The following is an 877-nucleotide window of genomic DNA, read 5'->3' as shown; positions in this document are numbered from 1 at the left end:
CCGTTAGACCGGCTTTTTGAGAAACACCAACGAGCGTACCAGCCGTATCAAATAAGTCGACGAACAAGAAAGCGAACACAACAGAGATCATGCCGACTTCAAATAGACCCGAGAAATCCAATTGTAAGAATGTTGGTGCGATACTTGGTGGAGTTGACATGACACCGTTCCATTGCACATCACCAAATAGAAGACCAAGCGCCGTCACACCCAAAATCGCGATCATCACCGCACCTTTCACACCACGGTGAACAAGCGCGATAGTAAGGAAGAAACCAATCGCCGCCAACACTGATGGCAATGACGTGATATCGCCCATTGAAACCAATGTCGCTGGGTTATCAACCACAATACCTGCGTTTTTAAGGGCGATAAACGCCAAGAAAAGGCCAATACCTGCAGAAATGCCGGTGCGAAGCGAATGCGGGATCGAGTTAATGATCCATTCACGAATCTTAAAAATGCTCAGCAGAATAAATAAAACACCAGAAACAAACACTGCAGCCAGCGCGACTTGCCATGTGTAACCCATACCTAACACAACGGAATATGTGAAGAATGCGTTTAGACCCATGCCCGGAGCCTGAGCTATTGGGTAGTTTGCGACTAAACCCATAATGAAACAGCCAATCGCGGCGGCAAGACACGTTGCAACAAAGATCGCACCACGATCCATACCGGTATCAGACAAAATAGCTGGGTTTACAAAAATAATGTAAGCCATGGTAAGGAAGGTCGTAATACCTGCAATGATCTCAGTGCGCACATTTGTGCCGTTTTCACTAAGTTTAAAGAGCCTTTCGAGCATGATCGAATCCTGTAAAGGTAAAAAGTAAACGGTTGCGTAATCGATTGGCGGGAATTATAAAGTTATCAA

General features: G+C 45.6%; 1 protein-coding gene. It reads right to left on the bottom strand.

The genetic code is table 11. The features are described 5' to 3' along the window. Positions 1 to 808, bottom strand: an 808-nt coding sequence (locus tag R8O11_RS26140) for an NCS2 family permease (RefSeq protein ID WP_318194729.1), incomplete at its 3' end; no start/stop codon positions are given. Positions 809 to 877: the final 69 nt, after the last annotated feature.

Source organism: Vibrio sp. 1288, assembly GCF_033344475.1.
The sequence above is the reverse complement of the archived record's forward strand: the minus strand, read 5'-3'. Positions and strand labels throughout refer to the sequence as shown.